Here is a 25,530-nt window from a genome sequence, read left to right as displayed (position 1 = left end):
TTATTCCACCGCTCCCGCGGCAGCGACGCTGCCGGATCCGTCGAAACCGTCAAAAGGCCGAAGCCCGGGAAAGTCCTCGGCCTTGGCGGCAAGCTCGGCGACGCTCTCACCGTTGAGCCGCGCTGCAGGGTCCAGGAGGGCCCACGGATAGAGCACGAAGGCCCGCCCCGCGGCCCGCGGATGCGGCAGGGTCAGTGTTTCGTCGTCGCTCGTGAGTTCGCCGTAGACAATGATGTCCACGTCCAAAGTGCGGGGGCCCCAGCGGACCTCGCGGACCCGGTGGTGCATTTGTTCGACGTCGTGGCAGTGCTGCAAGAGTTCCAGCGGAGCAAGGGTGGTCTCAATGGCGATGACCATGTTGAGGAAATCCGGTTGCCCCACGGGCCCGCCCACGGCTTTGGTCTGCACGACTGGAGAGACACCGAGCAGCCGGATTTCCGGGCGGTCAACGAGGTCGGCAACGGCGGTGGAGAGGGTGTCGTTCCGCTCGCCCAGATTGCTGCCAAGGGCCAGGATGGCTTTCGTGAAAGGGGAGCTCATGCACGCTCCCTGTGGACACTGACTGTGACGTCTCCGAAGGGCACTTCGATGGGAGCCTTGGGTTTGTGGACCGTGACATCGACGGCGGCGACGTTGAAGCCGGCAAGAATCCCCTCGGCGATCCGGACCGCGAGGGCTTCGATCAGGTTGAGGGGCTCGCCGGTGATGAGGGACGTAATGTACTCGGCAACTTCACCGTAGTGGGCCGTGAACTGCAGGTCATCCGTTTCCGCGGCCTTGCTGAAATCGGTGTACAGCACCGCGTCGACGACGAACGGCTGTCCGTCCCGGCGCTCGAAGTCGAAGACGCCGTGATGCCCGACGGCGGTCACGCCGGTCAGTGTGATCCTGTCCAAGCCCGTTCCTCCCCCTCTGTTCACTAAGCTTAGTGTCGGATGCGCGCAGCAACCTTGACCGCGTCAAGGCTGGGGCCGACGTCGTGGACGCGTACAGCCCAGGCCCCGTTCGCGGCACTGATTGCCGTGATGGCCGCAGTGGCATGGTCCCGCTCCTCCGGTGCCGCCGCCTTGCCGGCCACGGTCAGGAGCGTTCCGAGGAATCGCTTCCGGGAAGCTCCGATCAGGACCTTGTGGCCAAGCTCATCCAGCTTGCCGATGTACTTGAGGAGTTGCCAGTTCTGGTCCTCGTCCTTGGAGAAACCCAGGCCCGGATCCACAATGATTTGCTCCGGTGTGACGCCTGCCGCGTAGAGCTTGTCGCGGACGCCCTTGAGCTCCTCGATGACTTCCTCCACGACGTTGCCGTAGTCGGCAAGGCTGTTCATGGTCTCAGCGTCGCCCCGGCGATGCGTCAGGACGTAGGGCACCTTGGTACGAGCGACGAGTTCGGCCATCTCAGGCTCGATGCTCAGCCCGGAGACGTCGTTGATGATCGCGGCGCCTGCCTCCACAGCCGCAGCGGCCGTCGACGCGTGCGTCGTGTCGATGCTGACAAGCGCCCCGGCCTTCACGAGTGCCTGAATCACCGGCAAGACCCGGCGTTGCTCTTCTTCCGGGGAGACGGGTTCGGCGCCCGGGCGGGTCGATTCGCCACCGACGTCGATGATGTCCGCTCCGGCGTACAACATGCGCAAAGCGTGGGCGATGGCGGTGTCCGCCGTGGGGTGCTTGCCGCCGTCGCTGAATGAATCCGGCGTGACGTTCAGAATTCCCATGACGAGCGTGCGGTCAGTCGGCAGGTCCGCGAACCGAGCGGCTGGACGGGGTTTGCGGAGAATGGGCAGGGGGCTGGTAGCCGGGCCCGTTCCTGGTGCGGCTGCGAGGGAATCCATGGTCTTTGTTACCTTCCGAGTATGAGGCTCATGGCTTCGGCGCGGGTGGCCGGGTCATGAAGTTGCCCGCGCACTGCGCTGGTGACGGTCTTGGCGCCGGGCTTGCGGATGCCGCGCATGGACATGCACATGTGTTCGCATTCGACGACGACGATCGCTCCCCTGGGCTTGAGGTGGGTCACGAGCGCTTCGACGATCTGGGTGGTCAGGCGTTCCTGCACCTGGGGACGGCGGGCATAAATGTCCACGAGGCGGGCCAGCTTGCTCAGCCCCGTCACTTTCCCGTCGTGCGAGGGGATGTATCCGACGTGCGCGACGCCGTGGAACGGTACCAAATGGTGCTCGCACGTGGAATAGAACGGGATGTCCTTGACCAGCACGAGTTCCTCATGGTCCAAGTCGAACGTGGTGGACAGGACGTGCTCGGGATCCTGGTGCAGGCCCGCGAAGACTTCGGCGTAGGCCTTGGCGACGCGCCTCGGGGTATCCAGCAGTCCGCCGCGGTCCGGGTCCTCGCCCACGGCAATGAGGATCTCGCGGACGGCCGCTTCAATGCGTGGCCGGTCGACCTTATATGGGTGGTGTCCGTGGCCGTGGCCGCCTGATTTTCCCCCGGAGGTGCCGCCGAAGTCATCACTGGCGGCACCGCTGAAGTCGTCGTCGTCGATGTGAGTCACAGCAGAAAGCTTAGCCTTGATGCGAAACGTCGGTGCCCGCGTCAGGTCCCTGGCCGGTGAATGACTCCTGGCTGCCGACTCCCTGCGGGTGCGGGGATTGAGCGTCCAGGGGCTCTTCGAGACGAGCTTTCTTCGCCTGTTCCTGTGCCTCGCGCTCGGCCTTCTCTGCGCGGGATTCCACCGGTGGGATGGTCTGTACCGGACGGGATTCCTTGGACAGCCAGACCTCGCGGAAGTCCCGCTTGCGGATGTCGCGGAAGATGTAGGCGATCTCGGCCTGGTTCAGTGTTTCACGCTCGAGCAGTTCGAAGGCCAACTGGTCCAGGACGTCGCGGTTCTCGGTCAGGATGGCGTAGGCCTCGTCATGGGCCTGATCGATCAGGCGGCGCACTTCCTCGTCGACGATGTACGCCACCGAGTCGGAGTAGTTGCGTTCCTGGGCCATGTCCCGGCCCAGGAACGGCTCGCCGCCGCCTGCGCCAAGCTTCACGGCGCCGATGCGCTCGCTCATGCCGAACTGGGTGACCATCTTGCGCGCGGTTCCGGTGGCCTTTTCGATATCGTTCGAGGCGCCCGTCGAGGGGTCGTGGAAGACGATTTCCTCTGCAACGCGCCCACCCATGGCATAGGCCATCTGGTCCAGGAGTTCGTTGCGCGTGATCGAATACTTGTCGTCCTCCGGGACAACCATGGTGTAGCCGAGGGCGCGGCCCCGGGGCAGGATGGTGATCTTCGTGACAGGAGCTGAATTGCGCAATGCTGCCGCGACCAGGGCGTGACCGCCCTCGTGGTAGGCGGTGATCTTCCGCTCCATTTCCTTCATGACGCGGCTACGCTTTTGCGGGCCGGCCATGACGCGGTCGATTGCCTCGTCCAGGGCGCGGTCGTCGATCAGGTTTGCGTTGGACCTGGCCGTCAGGAGGGCGGCCTCGTTGAGCACGTTCGCAAGGTCCGCACCGGTGTAGCCGGGGGTCTTCTTCGCGACGCCCTTGAGGTCGACGCCGTGGGCCATCGGCTTGCCTTTGGCATGGACGTTGAGGATCTGTTCGCGACCAATCAGGTCCGGAGCTTCAACAGTGATCTGGCGGTCGAAGCGGCCGGGACGGAGCAGGGCAGGATCCAGTACGTCCGGACGGTTGGTTGCCGCGATCAGGATGACGTTGGTCTTGACGTCGAAGCCGTCCATTTCGACCAGGAGCTGGTTGAGGGTCTGCTCGCGCTCGTCATTGCCACCGCCGATACCGGCGCCGCGGTGACGTCCGACGGCGTCGATCTCGTCAACGAAAATGATGGCGGGCGCATTGGCCTTGGCTTGTTCGAAGAGGTCGCGGACACGGGAAGCGCCGACACCTACGAACATTTCAACGAAGTCCGAGCCGGAGATGGAGAAGAACGGGACGCCGGCCTCGCCTGCGACGGCGCGGGCCAGGAGGGTCTTGCCTGTGCCCGGAGGCCCGTACAACAGCACGCCCTTGGGGATCTTTGCGCCAACGGCCTGGAACTTTGCCGGTTCCGCGAGGAATTCCTTGATCTCCTGGAGTTCTTCGACGGCTTCATCGGCTCCGGCGACATCCGCGAAGGTGACCTGCGGCATGTCCTTGTTGACCAACTTGGCCTTCGACTTGCCGAACTGCATCACCTTGGAACCGCCGCCTTGCATGCGCGAGAGCAGGAACCAGAAAAGCACACCCAGCAGGAGTACCGGGATGAGGAGCGAGAACAGTCCGGAGAACCAGTTGTTCTCGACAGGCTGGTCCGTGAAGCCGCCGGATGGTTGGGCGTTGGTGACGGCCTTGACGACGTCCCCGGCCCGCGCGGTGACGTAGAAGAACTGGACGTTCTTGCCCTTGTCCTGGCCATCGATGACGAGGTTGTCTTTCAGCGTCAGGTCAACGCGGTTCTCGGCATCGTAGATTTTGGCCTGGTCCACTTTGCCGCTCTGCGCGAGGATCGCGAGGCCCTTGTCGGTGTCGATACGGGTGGATCCACCGGGGGCAAGGGTTGCAAATGCCACCAGGAGCAAGCCGACTACGACAACAATCCAGATGCCCGGGCCCTTGAAGAAACTCTTAGCTTTCATCTGTTCGGGGGCTCCGCCCCGTCCCTCCTGGTAGTGCTGCACGGCGCAGCTTCTGCGCGCGTGTGGTGCTGCGTCAGTTTCTAGCTTTACACCGTTCGGAGTGATTCACGCACAGTGAGGGGCAAAAGTTCCCTCTAGGCGTACATCAACGCGGAATTCCGGAGACTCCCGGGGGAAATCCATGGTTCTTTCAGGATCCCCGAGCTCACTGCACAACGAGAAGCGGCCTCCCGAGCGGGAGGCCGCTTTCACTCCGCGAACAAGGCCGCGGTGGTTCATGCGAGAAGAGTTACTCGTAAACGTGCGGGGCGAGGGTTCCCACGAAGTCCAGGTTGCGGTATTTCTCGGCGTAGTCAAGGCCGTAGCCGACGACGAATTCGTTGGGAATGTCATAGCCGACGTACTTGACGTCGATCTCGACCTTGGCGGCCGTCGGCTTGCGGAAAGCCGTACAGATTTCCACGGAAGCGGTGCCCCGCGATTCGAGGTTCGTCTTGAGCCAGGAGAGGGTCAGGCCGGAATCGATGATGTCTTCGACAATCAGGACATCCTTGCCCATGAGGTCGGTATCAAGGTCCTTGAGGATGCGCACGACCCCGGAGGACTGGGTACCGGAGCCGTAGGAAGACACCGCCATCCAGTCCATGCTGACGTGGCTGTGCAGCGCACGCGCGAGGTCTGCCATGACCATGACGGCGCCCTTGAGCACACCGACGATCAGCAGTTCGCGGCCCTCGTAGTCCTTGTCAATTTGTGCAGCAAGTTCGGCGATCCGTTGCTGGATCTGCTCCTTGGTGTAGAGAACGTGTTTGAGGTCTGCCTGGACGTCGTTTGAATCCACCAATGGCTCCTGTGTTGATGCGTGGGTGCGGCTAGTGTTGGGGCGATCTTTGATGCCGGAATACTAGCTTCCCACAGCCGCCGCCTTCGCGGGGAACGGCAGTTGCCCCCGCTGAGGCCTCCCGCTCCAATTCGCTCAGGGATGCTCGGTAGACGCTGACGTTTCCGGGAAGCTGCACGGGACCCGCCGATCCCTGCCGGCGCAGTAACGCTTCGGCCGCCTGAAGCCGCCCATAGCCGGGCTGTTGGCCCCCGACGTCGACCGCTGCCTTGGCGATCACCCGGAACCTCAGCGCGGGGGACAAATTCCTTAAGGCGTCTTCGGGGAGCCAGACTCCGTCGTCCGTCCGGTTCACCAGGCCCGCATAGCTCTCTGCGGCAAGCTGTTCCAGGAAGTCGGCGTCCTGTTGGAGGATCGAGGCGGTGCGGGCGAGTGATTCGGCAACACCAGGCCCCAGCTTGTCTTCAAGCAAGGGCATCACCTCAGCCCTGGTCCGCGAGCGGGCGAAGGCGGGGTCCGCGTTACTGGGATCGTGCCAGGTTTCGAGTTCCTCGACCTCGCAGATTTCGAGTGTTTCCGCGCGGCGAAGGCCGAGGAAGGGACGAAGGAGCTTGCCGCGGGCGGGCCGCATTCCGGCGAGGGAGCGGGTCCCCGAGCCCCGGGCCAGGCCCAGCAGGACCTGTTCGGCCTGGTCATCCAGGGTGTGCCCGAGAAGGATTGCTCCGCAGCCGAGTTCGGTGGCGGCCGCTTCGAGGGCAGCGTGCCGGGCGTCCCGGGCCGCCGCCTCGGGCCCGAAGCCGGTAGCGGCCACCTCCACGGTCCGCAGCTGGACGGGTGAGAGGCCCAGCCCCTCCAGGATCGACACCGTTCGTGCCGCGACCTCACCGGAGCCTTCCTGCAGCTGGTGGTCAACCACGACGGCGGCCACGCTCACGGGACGGCCGTGCACATGTCCTCGGCGTGCAAAGTAGGCTGCCACTGAGGCAAGCGCCAAGGAGTCCGGCCCGCCGCTGCAAGCCACCAGGATCCGATCGGGATAGCCTGCGGACGCCAGCGCGTCCTGCAACATGTTCCGTGCTTTGCCGACGACCGGCGCCAAACGCCCGGGACGCCGTCGTCCGCTGCTTGGCGCGCTTACACTCCTTGCCGCGTCCTTACCGCTTGCTTCAGGGCCCGATGTAGTGCCTGCAGTCACAGCCCCATCCGCTCAAGCCACAGCTTGGAGTCGTGGATTTCGGCTTCGGTGGGCAGTTTTTCGGCCGATTCCCAGACCCGGTTCAGGCCCTCCATGCCAGCCACCGCAACCACTTCACGAACGAACTTGGCTCCGTCGCTGTACTGGCGCATCTTGGCATCCAGGCCAAGGATGTTGCGGATGAATTTCTCGAGCATTCCGCGGTCCTTGCCCCGTGCGTTGAAGCGCTGCCGGATGGTCTTCACCGAGGGGATGAGGGTGGAATCGACGGCGTCCATCACCACATTGGCGTGGCCTTCCAGCAAACTCATGACGGCTGTGAGGTGCGAAAGGGAGGCCTTTTCCTCGGGGTTTTGCAGCAGGTCCAGGATGGCCCCACGGCCGGGCACCGCACCCGTGGAGCGGTCGCGCAGGGATCGGGCGGCAGCCGTGGCGCGGTCCATGATGGAGTCCACATTGCCCAACAAATTGGTGCTCAGGCGTTCGATTTCCTCAAGCATGTGGGTCCGGAGCCAGGGTGCCGCCGCGAACTGCACCCGGTGGGTCTGCTCGTGAAGGCAGACCCAGAGCCGGAAATCGTCAGGATCGACGTTGAGCTCGCGTTCCACGGAGATGATGTTCGGAGCCACCAGCAAGAGCCGGCCCGCGGGCGGCGCCTTCGAGTCCGGGGCGAGTGCGGCGAAGGGATCGTATTGGCCCAGGACCTTGCTCGACAAGAAGGCAAGCACAGCCCCGAGCTGGCTGCCGGTGATTGCGCCGCTCGCGGCCGCCGCAGCCGGTGTCATCGCCGGGCCCCGCCGGGAATCAAGCATTTGCTTAAGGGCCGGCTGGAGCATCACGGCAAAACTTTGGGTATTGGCCTTCGCCCACGACGCCCGGTCAACCACCAGCACGTGGGAATCGCGGAGATCCCGTGCGGCTTCCAAACCGGTGATGTCGTGCACGTGCGGTACCGAGATGTCCGCGCTGAAGCGCAGGCTGTCCACGGCTTTGCCGATCTGGGCCGCACTCAGTACTGGGCCGGGGGGAGCGAGGCGGGCGGCCGTGGAGGCGGCCAGCTCCCAGTTGATGAGGGACTGGGCTTGCTGCTGAGACTCCATATGAACCATCAGAACACAACAGTCTGAATCTGCACCCTTAAGTTCGCTCAGCGGCGAACGTCAGGCAGCGGCGAACGTCAACCGCCAGTGCAACCACATGACGCCAGTGCCGTGGCGGATCTGTCCAGCGCTACCTTGTTCCCCGCCGCGCCCGGGGTCAGCCCGTTGCCGATAAAGGAAAAGACCAGCAGGCGGCCGTTCGCGTCCACCACATAGCCGCTCAAAGCGATCACCGAATTCAAGGTGCCGGTCTTGGCCCGCACCAATCCCGCCCCTTGGGAGGTGCTGGCGTCTCCGTAGCGGTCGCCAAGCGTCCCGGTCAGCCCGGCCACCGGGAACCCCGCGAGGGCGGCCCGGAGACGGGTGTCCGGTCCCGAGGTGATGGCCCGCACCACATCCGCGAACTGCCGCGCCGACACCTGGTTGCCCAAGGCAAGGCCGGACACGTCCGCCAAGTGCATGGAATCCGTGGCGATCCCCAGTTCCGCCACCTGGGCGCTCACGGCCGCCGTCGCGCCGTCGTTCGATCCCTGCTTTCCCGTGGACAGAGCTACCATCCGGCCGAATACCTCGCCAAGGTAGTTGTCCGAGGTTTGGAGCATCAAGTCCACTTGCTCGCGGACGGTCGCAGACACCACGCTGGCGAGGACGTCCTGCTTTCCGGCCGGAGCGGAGGCGCGTTCCACGCCGGGGACCACAGTAAATCCGGCAGAAGCGCCCGCGGCCTGGAGCTTCCCTGCGAAAGCCTCGGCCGCGGTGAGCGCGGCGTCCTGCGGACGCGGACCCGTGGTTGCCCCCGCGCTCGTCCGGGCCGAGTTCAGGGCGATCGGAAAGATCGGTGCAGTCTCGCCGGCAGCGACGTCGTCGGGGCTCCACGCCGGATTCAAAGCCGGACCGGTGAATAGTCCATCGTCCAATTGCACCGTGACCGGGCCCTTCACGCCGCGGTCCTGGAGCGCTTTTGCCGCATCGCTGGCGAGGGTCTCCAGGCCGGCATGGCCAAGCACCCCGCTTGGCTGGGACGGGCCGTCGCCGAGCAGGACGTCGCCTCCTGCGCTCAGGATGATGGTCGACGGCGAAGGTCCCGCCAGCACCCGCGTGCTGAAGCGTGTCTCCGGGCCGATCGCCCGCAGCGCCGCGACTGCGGTGAGCAGCTTCATGTTGGACGCCGGCACCCGGTTCTTGGCGCCGTCGCGATCGTAAAGCGGAAGCCCGGTCAACGCATCCTCAACGACGCCGGTGAAGTCTCCCCCGCCGTCGGGCGTCAGGAGGGCGTTGAGCTGGTTTGTGACATCGGCCGGCAGCGGGACCGGGGCGGAAGCGTCCAAGGGCGCAACGATCTGGGTGCGGCTCAGCTGTTTGGGGACCTGCTGCCAGGCCGGCACCTTGGGTGCGGGCGGACCGGCTACCCCGAAGAAGCTTGGACCGAAGAATCCGGGGGCGACTCCGAGGCCCATCGGCACGGCCAATGCCGCGATCACCAAGGTCAACAAAACCAGCGGCACAAAGCGGACGACGCCCTTCGACGCAGGTTTCGCGGGTCTGCGCTTCCTGGGCCTGAGAACGGGAGTTTCCTGCTGTTCCGGAGCCAGCTTTTCAGTCCCCGCCTCGTCAACGCCCTTCATGCAGCCTTAGTCCTCAAAGTCTTGAATGTCCCCACCGTTTCAAGAAACTTGGGCCTCTCGCTATATCCTCAATAGTAGTCGGCGGCGTCGGCTGCTCTGTTGCCGCGCCCATGCCAATACCGTCAAGGAGCATTCCATGAAGCACGACGTCACGATCGAGATCCCCAAGGGGTCGCGCGTCAAGTACGAAGTTGACCACGAGACCGGTCGCGTCCGCCTGGACCGCGTCCTGTTCACCTCCATGCAGTACCCCACCCACTACGGGTTCTTCGAGAACACCCTTGGCGAGGACGGCGACCCGCTGGACGCACTGGTGCTCCTGCAGGACTTCGACCTGTACCCCGGGGTCATCGTTGAGTCCCGCCCCATCGGTGTTTTCAACATGACCGACGACGGCGGCGGAGACGCCAAGATCCTGTGTGTTCCGGCCGACCCGCGTTTCGACCACATCCAGGAAATCACCGATGTCAGCGAATTCCTGATCAAGGAAATCGAGCACTTCTTCACCCGTTACAAGGATCTTGAGCCGGGTAAGTGGGTCAAGGCTGAAGGCTGGGCCGACCGCGCCGCCGCCGAAGCCGAGCTGGAAGCTTCCATCAAGCGTTACGTTCCGAGCGCGCACTAACAGCGTCCGGCAAGCAACCCGTCCGACGGCGGCGGGTGCGGTTCCATGCGAACCGCACCCGCCGCCGTCGTCGTTAAGGCGTAGGTCCCCGACGCGCAGCGGATCGGTTCACAATCGCCGGGCAGCCGCCGTCGTAACGAGCAGTTGACTCTGAATTAACCGCTTGAAAGTCCGCTACCTGCCGGTAATGTTTGATCCACCATGTTCACCCTGACCATCAACCAACGCGACAGCCGCGGCAACGGAGACCTCGTACCGCAGCTGCTCAAGGACCTGCGCCACATCCCGGCGTGCTTGGACTTTGACCGCTCGGTGGAGGACGAGGTCCAGGGCATCGTGGAATTTCCGCATCAGGCCGTGGATTCGGCGCTCATCGCCCTGCGGAGCGGACAGTGGTACGTGGGAATCGGCGTCGGGCCCGTCAACGAACCCCTGCCCAGGCAAATCAAAGACGCCTCCGGACACGGCCTGGTCTACGCACGGCGCGCCGTTGACCGCTTGCGGAACGGCAAAGAGCGGGTCCCTGTGGCCGTCGAGGGCCCGATCGCTGCCCTCGCCGCTGAATCGGAGGCAGTACTGCGCCTCCTAGGGCACATCGTGCAGCATCGGAGCGTCGCTGAGTGGCGCGTCCTGGACCTGCTGACACCGGGGGTGCGTGGACAACAGAAAGCCGTGGCCCAGGAACTGGGAATCAGCACCCAAGCCGTGAGTAAGGCCCTGGCCCGCGCCCAATGGGTGGAGGAGCACGCCGCCAGGCCGGCCGCAGCCCGCTTGCTGCAGTTGATCCTTGAGGTTTACTGATTACCTCGGAACGCCGCCAGCCATATCGTCCTCGACACATCCATTCCTCCCGGCCTACCTTGAGTCCATGATCTCCAAGCCGAAGCTTGGGCGGCTTCTTCCCGCCCTCAGGCAGGCTGTCACAGGCCACCGACTCCTGTTTGCTGCGAAGACCGCGGTCGCGGCCGGGCTGGCTTGGTACCTTGCGCCATTTATGCCTGGGACTGCCGCCGCGTACCCCTACTACGCGCCCTTGGGCGTCCTAGTCAGCATGCACCCCACCGTGGCGGATTCCGCCAAGCACGGGCTGCAAAGCCTGCTGGGACTCGGATTGGGCATTGCCATGGCCTTCGCAGTGACCACGGTCGCCACCCCCAACGTACTGGCGGTCGCAGTCGTCGTCGGCCTGGGCGTGGTTATCGGCGGCCTGCCACGACTCGGCAGCGCCTCCGAATGGGTTCCCATGGCGGCGTTGTTCGTACTGGTGTTGGGTTACTCGAATGCGCAGGGATTCTCATTCGCGTATGTCCTGCAAATGGGCATGGGAGTAACGGTCGGTTTCGCAGTGAACTGGCTGATCTTCCCTCCCCTGCATCTTGAAGCCATCGATCCTGCCATCGACGGACACCAACGGGCGCTGTCCAAGCAACTCCGGGACATGGCCAGCGCCATGACCGAATCCTGGCCGCCGAACCACGAGGAGTGGGCGAGCCGTAGCGGAGAGCTCTCCCGCACCGCCGCCGCGGTTCGGGCAGCGGTCCATGCGGCGAAGTTGAGCGCCAAAGCGAACCCACGGTCCCGCCGTCGGGCCAGGCGGCTGACCGGCGACCTCGCCGGTTTGCGGGTGGTGGAACGGCTGACCTTTCACGTGCAGGACATCACGGACATCCTGGCAAGCGTGATCTGGGAAGAGAACGCCGGAACGGTCATTCCGGAGGGGGTCCCGCCGAATTTGGCTGAGGCGCTGGAAGACGTTGCGGAAATGATCCGGCAGTGGAGGCATGGGGACGCCGAGGATTTCAAGAATGCCTTGGACCAAGCCCGGGATAGTGTGGCAGCACTGAGCGAAACCGTCACGGAGGCGGCCGCCGGCCAAGCGCCCGTGAACGCCGCCGCGTCGGTCGCCATGAGCCTGCGGCGCCTGATCACGGTGGTCTCCGACGCCGCCTGAGCCGTGAGCGTCTACCGGCTGGCCCGACCGGGCGGGGCTAGCCCACCAAGCGACGCAGGATGAGGGCCGCGCCGTCGTCGTACACCGAAGCCGTGACCTCATCAGCTACGGCGATGACTTCCTCAGGCGCCTGGCCCATGGCGACCCCGCGCCCGGCCCAGCTGAGCATCTCGATGTCATTGCGGCCGTCCCCCACTGCCACGGTGTGGCGGGGGTGGGTGCCGAGCCGCTGGCGCAACTGCTCCAAGGCGCTGGCCTTGGTGACCCCGGCGGCGGCGATATCCAGCCAGGCCGTCCAGCCCACTGAATAGGTGACCCCGGACAGCCCGATCCTGCGGATGGCTGTGGAAAATTCTTCGGCCGTGTTCTCGCTGCTGAACACCACGACACGCACCGCAGTGGCATCGAGCATGGTCTGGAAGTCGACGCCGATTGCCTCGACTCCGAAGCTGGCGTCCTGGAACCGCTCTGTGGAGAGGAAGTTCCCGTCCTCGTCCTCGAGCGCGTACTTGGCGGACGGAAGCTGCTCGCGAAGGGCCATCAGCGCCGGGGCGGGATCGAAAGTGGCCTTGTGAATGATCTCGTAGCCTGCGTCCAGCTGGGGGTCGAGCCGCAATGTGACGCCGCCGTTGCAGCACACGGCATAACCGCGTTCCAGTCCGATCTGCTCAATGATGGGCAACGTGGCGTTCAACGAGCGGCCGGTGGCGATCAGGACGTCGTGGCCGTGGGCGACCACGGCTCTTGCGGCATCGCGGACACCTGGCGACATATGGCCATCGTGATCCACGAGGGTTCCGTCGACGTCCAACGCGATCATGAGCTTGTGATGCAAATTCCGCTGGTCATCGATGCCAGCGACTGAGGTACCAGTCAAAATAGTCATGCCTCCAGTGAAGCAGACCCCACCGACACCAGCTAGGACGCAGGACACAGCAACGGATTAACACGCGGTGAATACCCCCACGTTTGTCCACAGTGTGAATGTTAACCTGGGCGGTACCCGGCACGAGGCCGTAGTCCGGCACGCAGAAGCTTCTGCCGAAGGCGGCCTGGCTGCTCCAGATCCGCCCAATTCCACCTGACTACGGTGAACCCCAGTGCACGGATGCTGTCCTCGCGTAGCTTCTCCCGATGGAGGACCTCCTCCGCGCTCCAATCCCCCCGCATGTCCTCGTCCGCGTACTTTTGCTTGCCATCGAATTCGCCTGCGATCGATTGCTCCGGCCACCAGAAATCCGTTCTGGCAATGAACTGGCCGGAGTCAACAATCGTGTGCTGTTGGAGCGGTTGCTCAAAGCCCAACAGCTCGATGACAGCCCTGCTGAATGACTCCCCCGCCGATTCGGCCTTCGTGTTGGCCAGGCTCGCGATGCGGACTGCCCGGTGCTTGGTGGCATCCGCAACGATCCCGCCCAGTGCCAAGGCGATCCCAGGGTGTTCGAGCAAGCACGCATCCTGCCCTAGCAAACCCTGTTCCCCAAGCATTCGTGCGATTCCGTCAGCTACAACCAGCGCGCGGCTGAAGGACGAGGTACACATGACATCCATGGCCGTCTGCACCGGACTTGTGCAGGAAAACTGGCCGGAAACCACGGCCTGCGGGTCGCGTCGAAGGACGTAGCGCATGGGATGGTTGCCTGCATTGCGGGCCTTTTCGGCAAGCGCGCTGTTTCCGTGGACAACGAACGTTGCTGGCCGCCGTCCGGTGATTCGCTCCGAGGAAGTGGCTAGATCGACGAACTCCGGGGGCCTAAGTGTCGGGACCCCGAGCACGACGGCTGCGGACTCACCGCAAAAGACGGGCCGGTCGAATGCCAGACCCACCGCAGCTGCGGACCATTCGAACCGCTGGGCTGGCGTTGCTTCCACCCAGGTGGAGGTTTTCACGTAGTACCCGCGCCTCAGCCGGACGAGGTGTCCTGCCCTGAACGGCCGGTGGATCACGGCCGTGGAGCCCGTTAGCGCCAGCCGCTCGGCGGAGACAATGAGCTGCGGAGGGATGTCCATGGAATTACTATCCATGGATCGTCCCGCAGCGTCAGCCGTGCTTTCGCATTATGTGGACAAGCGAGGCTGTGGAGGACCGGTTCGTCCCGGCATTCCGGGCCTACAGAACGGGCAGGACCTCGAGCCCTCCGAGGTACTTCTGGAGTGCCTTGGGGACGTTGACCGAACCATCCGGGTTCTGGTGGTGCTCCAGGATGGCCACGATCCAGCGGGTGGTGGCCAGCGTTCCGTTCAGGGTCGCGACCGCGCGGGTGCCCTTCGCCACGCCATCCTCATTGACCGCACGCTCCCGGATGTTGAGGCGGCGGGCCTGGAAGGTGGTGCAGTTGGACGTCGACGTGAGCTCGCGGTACGCGTTCTGGGTGGGGACCCAGGCTTCGCAGTCGAACTTCCGGGCCGCGGACATGCCGAGATCGCCCGCCGCAGTGTCGATCACGCGGTACGGGAGCTCGACCTTGGCCAGCATTTCCTCTTCCCAGGCCAAGAGGCGTTCGTGCTCGGCAGCGGCCTCTTCAACCGTGGTGTAGATGAACATCTCCACCTTGTTGAACTGGTGGACGCGGATGATGCCGCGGGTGTCCTTGCCGTGCGAACCTGCCTCGCGGCGGTAGCAGGAACTCTGCCCGGCGTATCGGATGGGGCCGGCGGAAAGGTCCAGGATCTCGTCAGCGTGGTAGCCGGCGAGGGCCACTTCCGAGGTTCCCACAAGGTAAAGGTCGTCTTCGGCGAGACGGTAGATCTCGGCGTCGTGCTTTACATCAAAACCGGTGCCCTGCATGATCTCCGGACGCACCAAGGTGGGGGTGATCATCGGCACGAAACCGGCCTCGATGGCTTGGTCCATGGCCATCTGCAGCAATGCCATCTCCAGGCGGGCACCCACGCCGCGGAGGAAGTAGAAGCGCGCACCGGACACCTTGGCGCCGCGTTCCATGTCGATCGCGCCGATGAGTTCGCCGATTTCCAGGTGGTCCCGTGGCTCGAAATCAGTGAATTCGCGTGGTGTGCCGACCGTCTTGACCACCACGAAGTCGTCCTCGCCACCCTCGGGCACGCCGTCCACAATCAGGTTGGGGATGACACGGAGCAGCTCTTCCTGCTTGGCCTGGGCGGCGTCGGCTTCGGCGGAGGCAGCCTTGACCGAGTTGGCCAGTTCCTTGACCTCGGCCAGCAGCGCCTGCTTTTCTTCGCCCTTGGCTTGTGCCACTTTCTTGCCGAAGACGTTCTGTTCCGCACGGAGGTTCTCGTAGCGGATCAGTGCCGCGCGGCGGTCTGCATCGGCGGAAATGATCGCGTCCACCACGGACTCGTCGGCGCCGCGGGCGCGCTGGCTGGCACGGAACTTGTCCGGGTTTTCGCTGAGGTCTTTTACGTCGATCACCAGACAAGAGTATCGAATGAGCGCACTGCTCCGCGGCCAGTGCACGACGGCGGCAGGCACCCCTGCCGCCGTGCACGGCCACACCTGCAGCGGGATAGGGTTGAAGCACCATGAGCAACTGGATCCTGTACGTGATTCTGGCTGGGGGCGTGGTCTTCGCCGTCTCCAGTTGGTGGGGCGTGCGCCGGCTCAGGGCCAGGCATACCCGCAGCGCTGTACGCGAAGACGCCCACAAGCCCGAAGCCGGCTTGCAAAGGGTCGCCGTGATCCTCAACCCGGTGAAGGCGAAGGCCGAGGACGCACGGAGGATCATCCGCGAAGCCTGCCATCTTGCCGGCTGGGACGAACCCCGTTTCTTCGACACCACCGCGGAGGACCCCGGCCATTCGCAGGCCAAGGCGGCACTCGCGTACAGGCCCGACGTCGTACTCGTGGGCGGCGGCGACGGTACCGTGCGCGTGGTGGCAGAGACACTCGCGCACACCGACGTCGCGATGGGCTTGATTCCCCTGGGAACCGGAAACCTGCTGGCGCGCAACGTGAATCTGGATGTCAACGATCTCCGCGGCAACATCCACACAGCCCTCTTCGGCCACCAGCGCTACATCGACACCGCCCGAATGGCGATCCACAACGAGCGGACAGGCGCCTCTTCCGAGCATGCTTTCCTGGTGATCGCCGGCATGGGCCTGGATGCCGAGGTTGTGGGCGACACCAACGACGGCCTCAAGAAGGCGGTCGGCTGGCTGGCCTACACCGAGGCCGGCGTCCGCCACCTGCCCGGCCGGCGCAAAAGGGTCACCATTGCCATGGACGACGCGCCAGAGCAATCCCGGAAAATCCGAAGCGTCTTGTTCGCCAACTGCGGCCTGATTCCAGGGGGCATCGACTTCATCCCCGGCGCGATGATCGATGACGGCGTCCTGGATGTTGTGGTCATGAGCCCGCGCAGCGCCATCGGCTGGATCGCGGTGTACACCAAGATCTTGTTCAAGCACAACCGGAACCTGCCGGTCATGAATTACTACCGTTCGGGCAAGGTGGTCATCAGCAGCAGCGAACCGATGGCCACGCAACTTGACGGTGATCCCTCGGGCGAAGCCACAAAGGTCACCGTCAAGGTGGAGCCGCGTTCTCTGCTTGTGCGCGTGCAATAAGCCCTGCGCGTGGAATAGCGGGACGCGCTATTTGGCGTTCTTCGCCGCTCCAGTTGCTTTGTCTTCTGCCAACTTGCGTTCTGCCAGGGCTTTGGCGGCTGCGCGCGCTTCCGATTGCTCGCGAATCATGGCCTGTTCTTCCTCAAAGCGCAGCCGATCAGCCCGGTCGGCGTCGTCGCCGTCCCAGTCTTGGTTGTCCGCCTTGGGCTTGGGGTTGACGATCATTCCCTGGCCGCTGGTGTCATTGCTATTTCCTGACATGGCCCGCTCCCTCCGTTTGGGGCATGCGTCCATCACTTGTGGATCAAGCAAGCATACGCACAGTTTTATCCACGCGATAGGGGTTGAAGAGTCAATTATCCAACGCTTGGCGAAGCGGATCCGGGCCGGTCAAGCGCCCGGTTCCCCGCCCAGAATTCCCTGGACCCAGGCGTGTGCGGATGCGAACGCGGCGTCGGAGGTATGCGGAGCAACCAAGGCTTTCTGCTCGTCCGCCCGTGCATAGGACCCTAGGAATCGGGTGGCCGGGCTGATCCGGTGCAGGCCCGCCAGGGCGTCGGCTACCCGAGCGTCCGACGCGTGGCCGTCGGCGTCGATGCTGAAGAAGTAGTGCCCCAGATACTGGCCGGTGGGCCGGGATTCGATGCGGCTGAGGTTGACTCCGCGGGTGGCAAACTGGTCCAGGATTTCCATCAGGGCGCCGGGGCGGTCTTCGGGAAGGGGCACGACGACGGTGGTCTTATCCGCGCCCGTGCGCTCAGTCAGTGCCCCGGGACGGCTGACCAGGACGAAGCGGGTAACTGCGCCGGGATTGTCGCCGATGTTCTCCGCAAGCACATTCAGGCCCGGCCGCTCGGCCGCGACCAGGGGTGCGCAGATGGCGGCGTCATAGTGCGCCTCGCCTTCAAGAAGCCCGACGGCGGCTGCCGCGGTGGAGGAGCCCGGCACGTATTCTGCATTCGGGATATTTTCGTCAACCCACAGCCGGCATTGGGCCCAGGCATGGCCATGGGTGGATATCCGGCGGATGTCCGAGATCTTAACGCCGGGCCGGGCAACCAGCACGAACGTGATGGGAACGAGCGCTTCACGGATGATCCGAAGTTCGGTTCCGGTGGCGATGGCATCCAGGGTGGCGGTCACGCCGCCTTCCACCGAATTCTCGATCGGCACCATGGCCGCATCCGCCTCGCCTTGGCGAACCCTCTCCAAAGCCGTGTTCACGTTGGTGCAAGGCACCCTGTTGGCATCGGCCGCGCCGGGGACCTGTAGGAGGGCAGCCTCGGTGAAGGTGCCTTCCGGACCCAGGAAGGTGTAGGTGAGCGCGGATGAAGACATTGAATATTCCTTAGGTGTTATACGTGACTAGAGGACAACCGGCTTGAGGCCGTTCTCCGAAACCATCGGTCGGCCGGACTCCCACCAAATGTCCATGCCTCCAGCAATGTTGGTGGCGGTGTAGCCCTGCCCCACCAGCCACTGAACCACCCGGTAGGACCGCCCACCCGTACGACAGATGACATACAGGTCATCGTCGGGGTCGAGTTCGTCAAGCCGGGCCGGGATCTGGTCAAGGGGAATATGGAATGCACCCTCGGCGTGGCCCGCTACCCATTCGTAATCCTCCCGGACATCCAAGATTTTCGCGTCCGCCGGAACATCGCCGACGGGCACGGTCTCGAAATCGCTCACGTGAGTCCCTTCCAGTTGATTCAGATCTCCAAATCAAGCCTAGTCCCCGCCGCTTCCCTTGCCTCGCTTCGCTACGGCAAGGGAACCCTCGCGGCGTGGGCCCACCCGCCGCTGCCCTTGCCTCGCTTCGCTACGGCAAGGGAACGTAACGGCACTTCCTCACTCGGCCGCTGCGGCACTAGTGTTGGCGCTAAATGTTCGCCGTTGTTGCGGGCGAGACCACTCAAGTCGGGGAGGAGGCACCATGGCTGCTGGCGAGCCCACCATTCTGGCAACCTCCGGCGGCTATAAGTCCGGTCATCGCACCAGGATGGAGTTCGACCTCCTGGTTCACCACGCCGTCGAACTCTCCGGGGTGAGCGGACGTGCACCGCGGGTGGCGCATATTGGCACGGCCTCCGGTGACCAGCGTTGGTTCGCCGCGGAATTGGACCAAGCCGCACGGGTTTCGGGGTTCGATTTCAGCCACCTCAACCTTTTCACGATGCCCAATTACGGCGATCCAGAGGCCTACCTTTTGGAACAGGACGTGGTGTGGGTCAACGGCGGCTCCGTGGTCAATCTTCTGGCCGTGTGGCGTGCCCACGGGCTGGATGGCATTTTGAGCCGCGTCTGGGAACAGGGCGTGGTGCTGGCCGGAGTGTCCGCAGGCTCGATTTGTTGGTTCCAGGGCGGCACCACGGATTCCTACGGCCCGGAATTGCGTGCCGTGACCAACGGACTGGGCTTCCTCCCGTACGCCAACGGCGTCCACTATGACTCCGAGCCGGGCCGCCGCCCGTTGGTCCACCAGTTGGTGGCAGAGGGCGTGCTGGGGGAAACGCACTGCACCGACGACGGCGTCGGGCTCGTTTATAGAGGCACGGAACTTGTGGACGTCGTCGCCGAAGTCAGAGGCAAGGCTGCTTACCGCGTCACCGCGGCTCCCGGCGATTCGGCCGACGCCGTTCCCGTCGCTGTGGAGGAGCGCTTGGAGTCCCGCTTCCTTGGCTGACATCCACGAACTCGGCGCGGTCGAGTTGCGCCAGGCCTTGGCCTCCGGTCAGCTCTCCGCGGCTGAGACGGCGGAGCACTTCCTTGCGAGGATCGGGCAGCTGAACCGTACGTTGGGCGCCTTCATCACGGTGACGGCAGACCAGGCCATGCTCGACGCCCGGGCCGCTGACGCAGCGTTCGTTCGCCGGCGCGGCGGAGGTCCCGGGCTTCCCCTCCTGCACGGCATGCCGCTGGCTTTCAAAGATCTCACCGACGTCGCGGGAGTCGTGACCACCCACGGCAGTGGAGCCCTGGACCGTAAGCCCGCTCCGGAGGACGGAGCCCTTGCCGCGACGCTTAAAGGCGCCGGCGCCATCTCACTGGGCAAGACTCAGGTTCCGGAGTTCGGACTCACGGCCTACAGCGAAAACCGCATCGCACCGCCGTCGCGCAATCCCCACGCATTGAGCCGCAGCTCCGGCGGATCGTCGGGAGGCAGCGCGGCCGCGGTTGCGGCAGCCTTGGTTCCCTTCGCGCCCGGGAGCGACGGCGGCGGATCAATACGTATTCCCGCTGCGGCATGTGGACTGCTTGGGTTGAAGCCGGGCCGGGGCTTGGTGCCCGCTGGCGAAAGCGTCGGCGACGCCGCGCGTTTGGTAGTTGCCGGGCCCTTGGCGCGCTCCGCAGCGGACGCGGCGCTCATGATGGATGCCCTCGTCCCGAACGGAGTCCGGCCGGAAGGTGGCTACCTTGCGGGCCTTGAGGAAGCGCCCGCGGCCTTGCGCATCGGCGCGAGCCTGGACAGCCCGTGGTCCACCGCTTTCCCCTTCGCCCCGGAGCGGGAGGCCCTGGATGCCCTCGCCAAGGGCATCGAACTACTGACGGAAGCGGGCCATTCAGTGCTCGACGCCGAGATACGCTACGACAATCGCTATCCGGAAGCGTTCACGACTGCCTGGACAGCCGGCGTCGGGAGCGCACGGATCCTGCCCCAGCGTGAAGCCTTGCTGACCCCGCTGACCCGGACCTTCCGGCGTAGGGCGCAACAGCGGAGCGCAGGCAAGGTCAACGAAGCGCTCGGTTTCCTGCGCCAGTTCACCCACGACACGGTCGCCCAGTACGCACAGTGGGACCTCGTCCTGACGCCGTCGCTGGCACAGACGCCACGGCCCGTGGGCTGGTTCACCGGGACAACGCCCGGAGGCGAGCAATGGCCGGCCCCCGATTGGCCCGGCGACGCGGACGATGACTACCGCAAGCAATGCGAGTTTGCGCCCTGGTCCTCCATGGTGAACGTGTGCGGGCTGCCGGCGATCAGTGTGCCCGTCCATTGGACCGGCCTGACACCGGGAACGGGGTTTCCGATGGGCATCCAGCTCATCGGAAAGCCGGGATCCGAGCTCCTGCTCCTGCGGCTCGCAAGGCAGCTTGAGGGGCAGCAAAAACCTGCCCCTATCGCCTGAGAATAGTTGCCCGAGGCATCTAAATGATGTGACAATGCGCTCAGTCAATGTCACCATGGATCAGATGAGCACAACTCTAGACACGCGGGCGCCCGCCAAAAACGCGGGCGATACGTCATTTTTCGGCCACCCAAAGATGCTGGCCAGCCTCTTCTCCGTAGAAATGTGGGAACGATTCTCCTTCTACGGCATGCAGGGCATCCTGCTTTACTACATGTACTTCACCGCAGACCACGGCGGACTCTCGATCGACAAATCGCTCGCCGCCGGACTGGTTGGCGCGTACGGCGGAGGTGTATACCTCTCCACGATCCTGGGCGCATGGTTGGCGGACCGGCTTTTCGGCTCCGAACGGGTACTTTTCGGTTCCGCCATCATGATCATGGCCGGCCACGTCGCGCTTGCCCTCCTACCGGGGATCCCGGGCCTGGTGGCAGGCCTGGTGCTGGTGGGCATCGGATCCGGTGGCCTCAAGGCGAACGCAACAGCACTGGTTGGCACCCTTTACGGGGAGAAGGACGAACGGCGTGACGCCGGCTTCTCCATCTTCTACATGGGCATCAACCTCGGCGGCCTCATTGGACCGCTCGTTACCGGCTGGCTGCAGGAAAGCACCGGCTTCCACTGGGGCTTCGGCGCGGCCGCCATCGGCATGGCGATCGGCCTGGTCATCTACGCACTGGGTCGAAACAAGCTCCCGGAAGAAGCCCACCGCGTCCCGAACCCCCTTCCCTCCGCACAGCGGAGCCGTTACGGGCTCATCTTCTTCGGCATCGCCGTCGTGATCGCCGTGCTGCTGATGACCGGCGTAGTGAACCCCGGCAACCTGGCCCGCAGCATGGCTTACGCAGCCATTGTCGCCTCACTGATCTACTTCACGTTGATCTTCAGAAGCAAGAAGGTCACGCCATTTGAGCGCAAGCGTGTTGTCGCGTTCATTCCGCTGTACATCGCGTCGGCTGCGTTCTGGGCACTCTTCCAGCAGCAGTTCACGTTCATTGCCGTGTACTCGGAGGAAAAACTGGACCGCAACCTCTTCGGCTGGGAAATGCCGGCAGCCTGGGTGCAGTCCATCAACCCCGTATTCATCATCGTCTTCGCAGGCGTCATGGCTGCCCTGTGGACGAAGCTTGGTCCGAAGCAGCCGGGATCCCCCATCAAGTTCGCTGCCGGACTCTTCGTCATGGGCCTGGCGTTCCTGGCCTTCATCCCCTTGACCGGGGCAGGAAAGACCCCCCTGCTGGTGCTTGTGGGAATCCTGTTCCTCTTCACTTTGGCGGAGCTGTTCCTGTCCCCAATCGGCCTGTCCGTGAGCACCAAGCTGGCCCCCAAGGCCTTCCACACCCAGATGGTGGCCCTGTTCTTCCTCTCGGTGTCTCTCGGCACCGCACTGGCCGGCATCCTGGCCGGACTGTACAACCCCGACAACGAATTGCCTTACTTCCTGGGCGTCGGCGGCACGGCTGTGGTCATCGCCGTGGCCTTGGCAGCCGGCTCACCCGCCATCAAGAAATTGATGGGCGGCGTGCGCTAGTCACGTCACCGACTTAAACCGCGACGGCGGCCGGTGCGTTTGGTGGGATTCCCGCCAGAGGCACCGGCCGCCGTCGTTGTTGCTAGTAGTTGTAGTTGTAACGCGAAGCAGTCGCAGCAAAAATCGCGACAAAGACCCAGAATATGGTCGCGAGAACAATGCCGAGATACCCCATTACAAGGCCCGCAATGGCCATGCCTCTGCCGGCCGGTTCCTTCCTGAGGGCCATGTGGCCGAGGATCACGGCGGCGATCTGGGGCAGGACGAAGAAGCCAAAGCCCACGAAGACCGAGATCCCGCAGCACATACTCGCAATACTCAGGCCCTTGGGCTCGACCGGCATGCCGTAGTAAGCGGGTTGGCCGTAAGGGCTGGCCGGCTGCCCGTAGCCTTGGGGAGGTTGCCCATACGGCGAAGCGGGCTGCCCATAGGGGCCGGCCGGCTGCTGGCCGTAGGCGGGCTGGCCGTACGGTTCCTGCGGCTGCTGTGATTGCGGCTGCTGCGCGTGGGGCTGGCCGTAGGGGCCACCGGCCGCCGGCGAGGCAAACGGCTGCTCGCCGTACGGGTTTTCGCCGGGTTGGGGTGCAGGCGCCCCATACGACGGCGGTTCGTAGCCCTTGGGCGGTTCGTTGGCCTTGGGCGGTTCGTTGGCCTTGGGCGGTTCGTTGCCCTCCGGAGCGTTCTCGGGTTTAGCTGGCTGGTCGGTCATGGAAAATCCCCCTTGCGAGTCTTTGTGCCCAGCCTACCGCCGAGCGAAGGCGCACATAAGCTGCGAAGGCCAGGCTCCCCAACCCCATGCAGCACTCCGGTAAACGGGCAGTGAATCTTCCTCGGTCAAGCGGAAATACGAAGTCACAGGCACCGCAATAGTGGGTTTTGTCTTCAAGCTCACCTGACGGTCTGGCATGCTGGGTCAATGGCTAGCCGTGCGGGCACTGTTGCCCTTCCCCAGGACCTTGTAGACATCACCGCTCTTCTTGACGCGTACTACGACGTGACGCCGGATCTGAGTGATCCCGCGCAGCGCGTTGCCTTCGGCACCTCCGGGCACCGGGGGTCGAGCCTCAAGGCCTCATTCAATGAAGGGCATATCCTCGCCATTACGCAGGCGATTGTGGAATACCGTGCAGGGCAGGGCATCACCGGCCCGCTCTTCCTGGCCAAGGACACCCACGGGCTGAGCGAACCAGCGCAGAATTCCGCCCTTGAAGTGCTCGCTGCCAACGGCGTCAACGTGCTGATCGACGCCCGGCACGGCTACACACCCACCCCGGCCCTGAGCCACGCAATCCTGAAGTACAACAACGAAGCCGGCCCCGGCCAGCCCCAGGCGGACGGCATCGTGGTCACCCCGAGCCACAACCCTCCGGCCGACGGTGGTTTCAAGTACAACCCTCCGCACGGCGGGCCGGCCGACACCGACGCCACCGGCTGGATCGCCAACCGCGCCAACGAGCTCTTGGAAAACGGGCTGCGCGGCGTCAAGCGGATCCCGTTGAACGACGCCCTCAAAGCGGATGGCACGGGCAAGTTCGATTTCCTGAGCAGCTACGTGGACGACCTCCCTTCCGTCCTGGACCTCGATGCGATCCGCACCGCCGGGGTGCGCATCGGCGCCGACCCCATGGGCGGCGCATCCGTGGACTACTGGGGTGAAATCGGCGAGCGTCACCAGCTCGACCTGACGGTGGTCAACCCAACCGTGGACCCGCAATGGGCATTCATGACCCTCGATTGGGATGAGAAGATCCGCATGGACTGCTCCTCGCCGTCGGCCATGGCTTCGCTTATCAAGCGCATGTCCGACAGTGCTTCGGCCGGCACCGGAGCCTTCGACGTCGCTACCGGAAATGACGCCGACGCCGACCGCCACGGCATCGTGACCCCCGACGGCGGCTTGATGAACCCCAATCACTACCTCGCCGTCGCGATCGACTACCTCTACCGCAACCGCACGGGCTGGAACCCCAAGTCCGTGGTCGGCAAGACCCTCGTCTCCTCGTCCATCATTGACCGGGTGGCTGCCGGACTGGGCCGCAAGCTCGTGGAAGTTCCCGTGGGCTTCAAGTGGTTCGTCCCCGGCCTGCTCTCCGGCGAGGGTGCCTTCGGTGGCGAAGAATCCGCGGGCGCCTCGTTCAACAAGCGCGATGGAAGCGTCTGGACCACCGACAAGGACGGGATCCTGCTGGCCCTCCTGGCATCGGAGATCACGGCGGTCACCGGCAAGTCGCCGTCCCAGCTGTACAAGGGCCTCACGGACCAGTTCGGCGCGCCAGTCTATGCCCGGATCGACGCCGCCGCCACACGTGAGCAGAAGGCGGCGCTCGGCAAGCTCTCGTCGTCGGACGTTACAGCCACCACGCTGGCGGGCGAGGAAATCACCGCCAAGCTGACCGAGGCTCCGGGCAACGGCGCCTCAATCGGCGGCCTCAAGGTTGTCACCGAAAACGCGTGGTTCGCGGCCCGTCCGTCGGGAACCGAGGACGTCTACAAGATCTACGCCGAGTCCTTCAAGGGTGCCGACCACCTCAAGCAGGTCCAGGAAGAGGCCAAGGCGCTTGTGGACGGCGTAATCTCCTAGCCCCTAGCTAGTTTGACTCCGCCGGGAGGCGCCACAGCTTGAGGATCCGGCGAATGGCGTGGTTGCCTTCCGGCGCCATGTCCACCAGCGCGATCCGGTCGAGCACAACGGCGTCACCCGGCTTGGGGCGCTTGCCGTCGTGATGCGAAATATGCGGGCGGTAGTTCTCCATGACGTAGCGCGGGGTTGCCACGTGCCCTCCGACGCTTGCCACGGCGTCGAACATTTCTTCGTGCAGACCCTGCAGAATGGGATGGTGTTCCACAAGGCTGACCGGTATGGACCCTTGGTGACCGAATCCGGCGTCGGGCCCTACGGTGAGATCCGCGCCTAAGGCGCCCATCGCGGGCACCGCAACAAGCTCGGCGAGGCGTGCGGCGACGTCGTCACCATCGGAGGGCTCGACGTCGAACCTCAACAGGGTGATGTGCAGCGGCCAGTCACTACGCGGGAAGACCAGCCCGTCAGCCACGGCTTCGACGAACGCCACCAGAATCAGGTTCCGCATAAGGAAATTTTGCCACCGCGGCGCCCCTCCCACAGCGACGCCGACCCACAGTGGTGAGCGAGCGTCGGCCGAAAAGGCGCCAAAGGTGAGCGAGCGTCGGCCGAGGAAAACGCCCGCTCACATATACCCCCTCAAACACAAACGCCCGCTCACATATACCCCCTCAAGCGCAAACGCCCGCTCACATATACCCCCTCAAACACAAACGCCCGGAAATTGTCAAGCTGTGTGGAGTCACTGGGCTAGTTTTTGGGGTGTTTTGGTCTCGGGCAGGTTGATCCCGACGTATTGTGCGGGGGCCGGT

25 protein-coding genes are annotated in these 25,530 nt (G+C 64.4%); 8 read left to right on the top strand and 17 right to left on the bottom strand.

Going from position 1 to position 25,530, the window contains the following annotated elements; all coding sequences use genetic code 11:
- From folK to dacB, 9 genes are all read right to left on the bottom strand, one after another.
- Entirely contained in the window at positions 1 to 540 is a 540-nt protein-coding gene (gene folK, locus AB0O52_RS22600) for a 2-amino-4-hydroxy-6-hydroxymethyldihydropteridine diphosphokinase (RefSeq protein ID WP_364542684.1), read from the bottom strand.
- Positions 537 to 896, bottom strand: coding sequence for a dihydroneopterin aldolase (gene folB, locus AB0O52_RS22595; RefSeq protein ID WP_059388928.1), 360 nt, complete (start codon positions 894 to 896; stop codon positions 537 to 539). Before folB ends, folK begins: the two co-directional genes overlap by 4 nt.
- Before the next feature lie 29 nt (positions 897 to 925).
- Complete coding sequence (gene folP / locus AB0O52_RS22590) at positions 926 to 1,831, bottom strand: dihydropteroate synthase (RefSeq protein WP_364542681.1); 906 nt, start codon at positions 1,829 to 1,831, stop codon at positions 926 to 928.
- A gap of 8 nt (positions 1,832 to 1,839) precedes the next feature.
- On the bottom strand, positions 1,840 to 2,508 hold the full coding sequence (gene folE, locus AB0O52_RS22585; RefSeq protein ID WP_364542678.1) for a GTP cyclohydrolase I FolE: 669 nt from the start codon (positions 2,506 to 2,508) through the stop codon (positions 1,840 to 1,842).
- 10 nt (positions 2,509 to 2,518) lie between these two features.
- Entirely contained in the window at positions 2,519 to 4,588 is a 2,070-nt protein-coding gene (ftsH, locus tag AB0O52_RS22580; RefSeq protein WP_364542675.1) for an ATP-dependent zinc metalloprotease FtsH, read from the bottom strand.
- 289 nt (positions 4,589 to 4,877) lie between these two features.
- Positions 4,878 to 5,429, bottom strand: coding sequence for a hypoxanthine phosphoribosyltransferase (gene hpt / locus AB0O52_RS22575; protein ID WP_059388924.1), 552 nt, complete (start codon positions 5,427 to 5,429; stop codon positions 4,878 to 4,880).
- A 31-nt stretch (positions 5,430 to 5,460) separates the two neighbouring features.
- Positions 5,461 to 6,498, bottom strand: a complete 1,038-nt coding sequence (gene tilS, locus AB0O52_RS22570) for a tRNA lysidine(34) synthetase TilS (RefSeq protein WP_364542673.1) — start codon at positions 6,496 to 6,498, stop codon at positions 5,461 to 5,463.
- A 122-nt stretch (positions 6,499 to 6,620) separates the two neighbouring features.
- Positions 6,621 to 7,724, bottom strand: a complete 1,104-nt coding sequence (locus tag AB0O52_RS22565; RefSeq protein WP_364542671.1) for a zinc-dependent metalloprotease — start codon at positions 7,722 to 7,724, stop codon at positions 6,621 to 6,623.
- A 77-nt stretch (positions 7,725 to 7,801) separates the two neighbouring features.
- A complete protein-coding gene (gene dacB / locus AB0O52_RS22560; RefSeq protein ID WP_364542668.1) occupies positions 7,802 to 9,349 on the bottom strand; it encodes a D-alanyl-D-alanine carboxypeptidase/D-alanyl-D-alanine-endopeptidase in 1,548 nt (515 codons plus the stop codon).
- Positions 9,350 to 9,485: 136 nt separating this feature from the next.
- Here dacB and AB0O52_RS22555 point away from each other — a divergent pair, with 136 nt between their 5' ends.
- The 3 genes from AB0O52_RS22555 (at position 9,486) to AB0O52_RS22545 (ending at position 11,925) form a co-directional block, all read left to right on the top strand.
- A complete protein-coding gene (locus AB0O52_RS22555; RefSeq protein ID WP_364542665.1) occupies positions 9,486 to 9,974 on the top strand; it encodes an inorganic diphosphatase in 489 nt (162 codons plus the stop codon).
- A 201-nt stretch (positions 9,975 to 10,175) separates the two neighbouring features.
- Positions 10,176 to 10,775, top strand: coding sequence for a hypothetical protein (locus tag AB0O52_RS22550; protein ID WP_364542662.1), 600 nt, complete (start codon positions 10,176 to 10,178; stop codon positions 10,773 to 10,775).
- A gap of 67 nt (positions 10,776 to 10,842) precedes the next feature.
- Positions 10,843 to 11,925 (top strand): aromatic acid exporter family protein, encoded by a 1,083-nt coding sequence (locus AB0O52_RS22545; protein ID WP_364542659.1) that lies wholly within the window; start codon positions 10,843 to 10,845, stop codon positions 11,923 to 11,925.
- Positions 11,926 to 11,962: 37 nt separating this feature from the next.
- Here AB0O52_RS22545 and AB0O52_RS22540 read toward each other — a convergent pair whose 3' ends face one another.
- From AB0O52_RS22540 to serS, 3 genes are all read right to left on the bottom strand, one after another.
- A complete protein-coding gene (locus AB0O52_RS22540; protein ID WP_364542656.1) occupies positions 11,963 to 12,811 on the bottom strand; it encodes an HAD family hydrolase in 849 nt (282 codons plus the stop codon).
- A 101-nt stretch (positions 12,812 to 12,912) separates the two neighbouring features.
- The gene (locus tag AB0O52_RS22535) at positions 12,913 to 13,935 is read right to left on the bottom strand and encodes a hypothetical protein (RefSeq protein WP_364542654.1); all 1,023 of its coding nucleotides are present in this window, start codon (positions 13,933 to 13,935) and stop codon (positions 12,913 to 12,915) included.
- A 100-nt stretch (positions 13,936 to 14,035) separates the two neighbouring features.
- A complete protein-coding gene (gene serS / locus AB0O52_RS22530; protein WP_364542652.1) occupies positions 14,036 to 15,316 on the bottom strand; it encodes a serine--tRNA ligase in 1,281 nt (426 codons plus the stop codon).
- Positions 15,317 to 15,426: 110 nt separating this feature from the next.
- Between serS and AB0O52_RS22525 the strand changes: the two genes are divergently transcribed.
- Positions 15,427 to 16,473: a diacylglycerol kinase family protein gene (locus tag AB0O52_RS22525; RefSeq protein ID WP_364542649.1), complete on the top strand. Its 1,047-nt coding sequence runs from the start codon at positions 15,427 to 15,429 to the stop codon at positions 16,471 to 16,473.
- A 27-nt stretch (positions 16,474 to 16,500) separates the two neighbouring features.
- Here AB0O52_RS22525 and AB0O52_RS22520 read toward each other — a convergent pair whose 3' ends face one another.
- From AB0O52_RS22520 to AB0O52_RS22510, 3 genes are all read right to left on the bottom strand, one after another.
- Positions 16,501 to 16,734 carry a hypothetical protein gene (locus AB0O52_RS22520; RefSeq protein ID WP_364542647.1) on the bottom strand — a complete coding sequence of 78 codons (234 nt, stop codon included), beginning with the start codon at positions 16,732 to 16,734 and terminating at the stop codon, positions 16,501 to 16,503.
- A 129-nt stretch (positions 16,735 to 16,863) separates the two neighbouring features.
- Positions 16,864 to 17,811, bottom strand: coding sequence for a prephenate dehydratase (gene pheA, locus AB0O52_RS22515; RefSeq protein ID WP_364542645.1), 948 nt, complete (start codon positions 17,809 to 17,811; stop codon positions 16,864 to 16,866).
- Positions 17,812 to 17,838: 27 nt separating this feature from the next.
- The gene (locus AB0O52_RS22510) at positions 17,839 to 18,165 is read right to left on the bottom strand and encodes a rhodanese-like domain-containing protein (protein ID WP_364542642.1); all 327 of its coding nucleotides are present in this window, start codon (positions 18,163 to 18,165) and stop codon (positions 17,839 to 17,841) included.
- Positions 18,166 to 18,409: 244 nt separating this feature from the next.
- Between AB0O52_RS22510 and AB0O52_RS22505 the strand changes: the two genes are divergently transcribed.
- Genes AB0O52_RS22505 through AB0O52_RS22495 form a run of 3 tightly spaced genes read left to right on the top strand, consistent with a single transcriptional unit; the run spans position 18,410 to position 22,137 of the window.
- Positions 18,410 to 19,159 (top strand): peptidase E, encoded by a 750-nt coding sequence (locus AB0O52_RS22505; RefSeq protein ID WP_364542640.1) that lies wholly within the window; start codon positions 18,410 to 18,412, stop codon positions 19,157 to 19,159.
- Positions 19,152 to 20,603 (top strand): amidase, encoded by a 1,452-nt coding sequence (locus AB0O52_RS22500; RefSeq protein WP_364542637.1) that lies wholly within the window; start codon positions 19,152 to 19,154, stop codon positions 20,601 to 20,603. Before AB0O52_RS22505 ends, AB0O52_RS22500 begins: the two co-directional genes overlap by 8 nt.
- A gap of 34 nt (positions 20,604 to 20,637) precedes the next feature.
- Positions 20,638 to 22,137, top strand: coding sequence for a peptide MFS transporter (locus tag AB0O52_RS22495; protein ID WP_364542634.1), 1,500 nt, complete (start codon positions 20,638 to 20,640; stop codon positions 22,135 to 22,137).
- Between the two features lie 82 nt (positions 22,138 to 22,219).
- Here AB0O52_RS22495 and AB0O52_RS22490 read toward each other — a convergent pair whose 3' ends face one another.
- Positions 22,220 to 22,846 (bottom strand): DUF4190 domain-containing protein, encoded by a 627-nt coding sequence (locus tag AB0O52_RS22490; RefSeq protein ID WP_364542631.1) that lies wholly within the window; start codon positions 22,844 to 22,846, stop codon positions 22,220 to 22,222.
- A gap of 207 nt (positions 22,847 to 23,053) precedes the next feature.
- Between AB0O52_RS22490 and pgm the strand changes: the two genes are divergently transcribed.
- Positions 23,054 to 24,718: a phosphoglucomutase (alpha-D-glucose-1,6-bisphosphate-dependent) gene (gene pgm / locus AB0O52_RS22485; protein WP_364542629.1), complete on the top strand. Its 1,665-nt coding sequence runs from the start codon at positions 23,054 to 23,056 to the stop codon at positions 24,716 to 24,718.
- 7 nt (positions 24,719 to 24,725) lie between these two features.
- On the opposite strand, the gene AB0O52_RS22480 is transcribed toward pgm, so the two are convergent.
- Positions 24,726 to 25,226, bottom strand: coding sequence for a 2'-5' RNA ligase family protein (locus AB0O52_RS22480; protein WP_364542626.1), 501 nt, complete (start codon positions 25,224 to 25,226; stop codon positions 24,726 to 24,728).
- Positions 25,227 to 25,530 lie beyond the last annotated feature (304 nt).

The organism is Arthrobacter sp. NPDC080073, from assembly GCF_040686575.1.
Taxonomy (GTDB): Bacteria; Actinomycetota; Actinomycetes; order Actinomycetales; family Micrococcaceae; genus Arthrobacter.
The sequence above is the reverse complement of the archived record's forward strand: the minus strand, read 5'-3'. Positions and strand labels throughout refer to the sequence as shown.

What these genes read in the sequence shown, in the direction of transcription:
- AB0O52_RS22540 (WP_364542656.1), bottom strand. Translation starts at nt 12,811, where the DNA reads ATGACTATTTTGACTGGTACCTCAGTCGCTGGCATCGATGACCAGCGG.
- AB0O52_RS22555 (WP_364542665.1), top strand. Translation starts at nt 9,486, where the DNA reads ATGAAGCACGACGTCACGATCGAGATCCCCAAGGGGTCGCGCGTCAAG.
- AB0O52_RS22520 (WP_364542647.1), bottom strand. Translation starts at nt 16,734, where the DNA reads ATGTCAGGAAATAGCAATGACACCAGCGGCCAGGGAATGATCGTCAAC.
- tilS (WP_364542673.1), bottom strand. Translation starts at nt 6,498, where the DNA reads ATGTTGCAGGACGCGCTGGCGTCCGCAGGCTATCCCGATCGGATCCTG.
- dacB (WP_364542668.1), bottom strand. Translation starts at nt 9,349, where the DNA reads ATGAAGGGCGTTGACGAGGCGGGGACTGAAAAGCTGGCTCCGGAACAG.
- AB0O52_RS22565 (WP_364542671.1), bottom strand. Translation starts at nt 7,724, where the DNA reads ATGGAGTCTCAGCAGCAAGCCCAGTCCCTCATCAACTGGGAGCTGGCC.
- AB0O52_RS22550 (WP_364542662.1), top strand. Translation starts at nt 10,176, where the DNA reads ATGTTCACCCTGACCATCAACCAACGCGACAGCCGCGGCAACGGAGAC.
- AB0O52_RS22495 (WP_364542634.1), top strand. Translation starts at nt 20,638, where the DNA reads ATGCGCTCAGTCAATGTCACCATGGATCAGATGAGCACAACTCTAGAC.
- pheA (WP_364542645.1), bottom strand. Translation starts at nt 17,811, where the DNA reads ATGTCTTCATCCGCGCTCACCTACACCTTCCTGGGTCCGGAAGGCACC.
- AB0O52_RS22545 (WP_364542659.1), top strand. Translation starts at nt 10,843, where the DNA reads ATGATCTCCAAGCCGAAGCTTGGGCGGCTTCTTCCCGCCCTCAGGCAG.
- folP (WP_364542681.1), bottom strand. Translation starts at nt 1,831, where the DNA reads ATGGATTCCCTCGCAGCCGCACCAGGAACGGGCCCGGCTACCAGCCCC.
- AB0O52_RS22535 (WP_364542654.1), bottom strand. Translation starts at nt 13,935, where the DNA reads ATGGACATCCCTCCGCAGCTCATTGTCTCCGCCGAGCGGCTGGCGCTA.
- AB0O52_RS22505 (WP_364542640.1), top strand. Translation starts at nt 18,410, where the DNA reads ATGGCTGCTGGCGAGCCCACCATTCTGGCAACCTCCGGCGGCTATAAG.
- AB0O52_RS22480 (WP_364542626.1), bottom strand. Translation starts at nt 25,226, where the DNA reads ATGCGGAACCTGATTCTGGTGGCGTTCGTCGAAGCCGTGGCTGACGGG.
- AB0O52_RS22490 (WP_364542631.1), bottom strand. Translation starts at nt 22,846, where the DNA reads ATGACCGACCAGCCAGCTAAACCCGAGAACGCTCCGGAGGGCAACGAA.
- ftsH (WP_364542675.1), bottom strand. Translation starts at nt 4,588, where the DNA reads ATGAAAGCTAAGAGTTTCTTCAAGGGCCCGGGCATCTGGATTGTTGTC.
- AB0O52_RS22525 (WP_364542649.1), top strand. Translation starts at nt 15,427, where the DNA reads ATGAGCAACTGGATCCTGTACGTGATTCTGGCTGGGGGCGTGGTCTTC.
- folK (WP_364542684.1), bottom strand. Translation starts at nt 540, where the DNA reads ATGAGCTCCCCTTTCACGAAAGCCATCCTGGCCCTTGGCAGCAATCTG.
- pgm (WP_364542629.1), top strand. Translation starts at nt 23,054, where the DNA reads ATGGCTAGCCGTGCGGGCACTGTTGCCCTTCCCCAGGACCTTGTAGAC.